Source organism: Capnocytophaga sp. oral taxon 324 str. F0483 (assembly GCF_000318315.2).
Classification (GTDB): domain Bacteria; phylum Bacteroidota; class Bacteroidia; order Flavobacteriales; family Flavobacteriaceae; genus Capnocytophaga; species Capnocytophaga ochracea.
Genome location: NZ_KB291525.1, coordinates 29,612 through 33,845 on the forward strand (window position 1 = coordinate 29,612; position 4,234 = coordinate 33,845).

Genomic DNA, 4,234 nt, shown 5'->3' on the forward strand with positions numbered 1-4,234 from the left:
TTCCCCCTTTGGAGGGGGCTAGGGGGAGGTTTCTAGTGTATTACCTTCACCTTTTCTTCGCTCATTCACTACTTGTCCGTGTGGCTCGCACCGTCTTTTGTATGAACTTTGCCAAAGTTTCAAAACTTTGGCAAAGTTAAAGTCCACTAATAACCTTCTTTTTATCTCTATCTTAGTTTTAACTTACCTTCACCTTTCCTTCGTTCATCATTCATTGTAGACCCACTGTAGAGCCACTGTAGAGCCACTGTAGAGCCACTGTAGAGCCACTCATCGTTCGCCCTACCTTTATCTTACCTCCGCTCCACCTCCGAACAACCCTTGTCTTTCACCCTAATACCCGCCACTACTTTTTACTCACACCTAATTTATTTAATCGATTTTTCTCTAATTCTCTCATCTTCTCATTCTCTCATTCTCTCATTCTCTCATTTTCTAATTTCCTCATTTCCTCATTCTCTCATTCTCTCATTACCCTCATATATCAGTACGCCCTCTCTTTATTCCCTTCATAAAAGTTAATAAACGCCCTATTCACTACCCTATTGCCACCATTGGTAGGGTAATCACCCGTGAAATACCAATCGCCCAAATTCTTAGGGCAAGCCTTATGCAAGTTGTCTACCGTTTGGAAGATTACTGCTACTTCTGAGGCGAAGTTCTTTGGCAAAAGCAAATCTCTTATCTTGTCCGAAATCTCTTCATCGCTGAAAGGAGCATACACTTCTTTTACGTAATTCACTACCTTGTCATCACTTAGCGCTACTTGGGTAAGACACTTGCGGTATACTTCTTCCACAATGTGGTAAGTCCCTCTTTCGTGGTGTAAAGCCAAAGCTGCTTGAAACGCTACAAGGTCTTCTAAACGCGCCATATCTATCCCATAACAATCGGGATAGCGTATTTGAGGTGCCGAAGAGACTATCACTATCTTTTTGGGCTCTAACCTGCCTAATATGCTCAAAATACTTTTTTTTAGGGTCGTACCCCGCACAATACTATCGTCTATAATTACCAAAGTGTCGCCTTTTTGTACCGAACCGTAGGTAATGTCGTACACGTGCGCCACAAGGTCGTCTCTGCTACTGTCTTCGGTGATAAAGGTGCGCAACTTCACATCTTTAATCGCTACCTTTTCAGTGCGTACTTTTTCAGAGAGAATCCTAAGAATTTCACTTTGAGTCGCGGTTGCTAATTGTTTTGCTTTCTGCTCGTTGAGGTATTGTTCGGCTGCTTCTATAAGTCCCAAATACGATGTTTCAGCCGTGTTAGGAATATAAGCAAAAACTGTATCTTTCAAGTTGTGGTCTATCGCTTGGGCAATGCGAGGAAAGAGCAACTTGCCCAACATCTTGCGTTCGCGGTAAATATCTTGGTCGCTACCACGAGAGAAGTAAATGCGCTCAAACGAACAGGCTTTGCGTACCCTTGGGGTAAGTATCTCTTTTACTGCCACCTCTCCACTCTTCTTGATGATAATCGCATTTCCAGGCGGCAACTCGTGTACATTCTCGTATTTTACATTGAAGACCGTTTGTATAGCCGGACGTTCCGACGCTACCACTACCACTTCTTCATCTCGATAGTAAAACGCCGGACGAATACCCGCAGGGTCGCGGAGTACAAAAGCATCGCCGTTACCTATCATTCCTTCCATTGCATAACCACCGTCCCAATACTTAGCTGCACGCTTCAAGATGCGTTCTATATTCAGCCGTTCGGCAATAAAAGGCGACGCTTCCTGTTTGGTATAGCCCTCTTCTTTCAGTTGAAGATAGAGTTTTTCTACCTCATCGTCTAAGAAATGACCGATACCTTCCATTACAATCACAGTGTCGGTTTTGTCTTTGGGGTGTTGTCCAAGGTGTACGAGGTTTTCGAAAAGCTCGTTTACATTGGTCATATTAAAGTTACCTGCCATAATGAGGTTGCGGTATATCCAGTTGTTTTCGCGCAAGAAAGGGTGCACATTCTCGATGCTGTTCTTGCCAAAGGTACCGTAGCGCACGTGCCCCATTATCACTTCGCCTATGTAGGGGAGTTCTCTTTTCTGCAAAGCCACATTGTCTTTCAGTGCAGGATTCGCCTTAAAACCCTCGTTGATACGCTGGTTGATACGCGTAAAGATATCCTGCACCGGTTGCGCCTCGTTGGAACGAATTCTACTGATATAGCGTTCTCCAGGTTGCATATTCAGCTTAATGCTCGCCACTCCTGCACCATCTTGCCCGCGGTTGTGTTGCTTTTCCAGCATCAAGTACATTTTATTGACGCCATAGAAGGCGGAACCGTATTTTTCTTTGTAATATTCCAAAGGTTTGAGCAAGCGGATAAGAGCAATCCCGCACTCGTGTTTGATAGTGTCACTCATTTACAAATAAGAAAAGGCGTTGCATAGGCACGCCTTTATATAGGTTTTAAAATTGATATACTACTTCTAATTTATGGTTGCTAAGAGCTCGCTTGGCTTTCTCTAAGTCCTCAGTAAAGCCCAAAATATAGCCTCCACCCCCCGAACCACATAGTTTTAAGAAATAATCGCCCGAGTCGATTCCCTGCTTCCAGAGCGTTTGAAACTCTTTCGGAATCATCGGTTTGAAGTGGTTCAGCACAATGCCCGATAGACTCTTGATATTCCCAAACAGCGATTTGAAGCGTCCCTTCAAAAAGTCATCTATACAAGCATCGGTATATTTGATAAACTCATCTTTGAGCATCTTCTGGAAAGCCTCGTTCTTCATATTCTCCATAAAGATACGTACCATAGGAGCCGTTTCGCCTATCAAACCACTGTCGAGCAAAAACACTGCGCCTTTTCCGTTAGGCGTTTGCGAGGGAATGCCGGTAGGTTCTATATGGTCCTGTGAATTGATAAGTATCGGCAAACTCAGGTAGCTGTTCAGTGGGTCTAAGCCCGAAGAAGTGCCGTGGAAGAACGATTCCATCTTGCCAAAAATCGCTTTGAGTTGCAATAGCTTTTCGCGGGTAAGGTTTTCCATTGCACTGATAGGCTCAATAGCATATTCGCTGTAAATAGCAGCTACTAAGGCGCCACTGCTGCCCACCCCATAGCCTTGTGGGATACTGCTATCGAAGTACATACCCTCTGCTATATCAGCATTGAGCTTTTCAAGATTGAAGTGCACAATCGGGTTTTCTTCCTCCATAAGGTTTTGTAAGTAAGTAGCGAACTCCCGCAAAGCCTCATTCGATTTGCGAGCATCTTCTTCTTTTCGCAGGTGTGGCTCGCACTGTCCGTGCGACTCGCACTGCGGGTGTGGCTTACACTGTTTGTGCGACTCGCACTTCTTCAGTGTCCCCTTATAAAAGTTATAGGGGATTGCCAAGCCTTTGGAGTTCTTGATAATGCCATACTCGCCAAAGAGGAGTATTTTAGAATAGAAAAGTTTCATTTTTTAGGTAAGCAGGGTAGTATATGAGTAATAACAGACTGCAAAGGTACACATTTTTCGAATATCTCAAATATTTTTCTGAGAGAAATATTTTGTTAATTAGCGTCAGTTCTATATATATCAATACTGATTCACACTTGTGTTTACATTGTAGTCTGTGAAATCCAGCAACGCAGTTGCCAATTTGTACCCATCACATTTGTCAATTGTCAATTATCAATTGAAAGACTATCCGTTTAATCTGTGCCAGACATTTAGGCAACTTGTTGCCTATTTGTTTGATTTTTTTTAAGATTTGTAAGATTTCTGTAGCGTAAGCTACACTTCCTTTACGTCCAACTCAATTCGTCCCTCGTCATTCGTCATTTTTTCCCTTTTTCGTCATACTCCCCCTCTAGTGCCTATGGATTAAGGCTTCCCACCTCCCCATTTTCTTTGCTAATTCCCCAATTATTCTTTCCCTTTTCCGTCATAATCCCGCCTATTGCCTAAGGCCTAAGGCCTATTGCCTATTCCTCTTTCTTTCGCCTCGAAACCCCGTTTTTACCATTTTTATTATTGTTGTATTATACTATGAATCAACTATTTATACACCCCTTTCTATACCAATCGTCCAAGATTCGTATAAGCTTCCTATAAGCTACCTATAAGCTAACTACATTCATCCTCACACCCTTTTTTCATCAAAAATCCCTTCAACCTCCTTTTGGAAATCTCCGTTTTCTTCCGAACTCCTCAACCCTCCCCTTTTTCTAATTCCCTCATTTTCTAATTTACTAATTTCCCCGCCCCCACATACCCAGCTGTGAGCTCTCGCTGGC

General features: G+C 43.1%; 2 protein-coding genes. Both read right to left on the reverse strand.

The window, feature by feature from the left end; translation table 11 throughout:
* Positions 1–484 precede the first annotated feature (484 nt).
* A complete protein-coding gene (locus tag HMPREF9072_RS07015; protein WP_009750573.1) occupies positions 485–2,371 on the reverse strand; it encodes a glutamine amidotransferase in 1,887 nt (628 codons plus the stop codon).
* 46 nt (positions 2,372–2,417) lie between these two features.
* The gene (locus HMPREF9072_RS07020; protein WP_009750574.1) at positions 2,418–3,413 is read right to left on the reverse strand and encodes a mevalonate kinase; all 996 of its coding nucleotides are present in this window, start codon (positions 3,411–3,413) and stop codon (positions 2,418–2,420) included.
* Between the last annotated feature and the right edge of the window lie 821 nt (positions 3,414–4,234).

Coding starts and splice junctions, on each gene's coding strand:
- HMPREF9072_RS07015 (WP_009750573.1), bottom strand. CDS start 2,371: ATGAGTGACACTATCAAACACGAGTGCGGGATTGCTCTTATCCGCTTG.
- HMPREF9072_RS07020 (WP_009750574.1), bottom strand. CDS start 3,413: ATGAAACTTTTCTATTCTAAAATACTCCTCTTTGGCGAGTATGGCATT.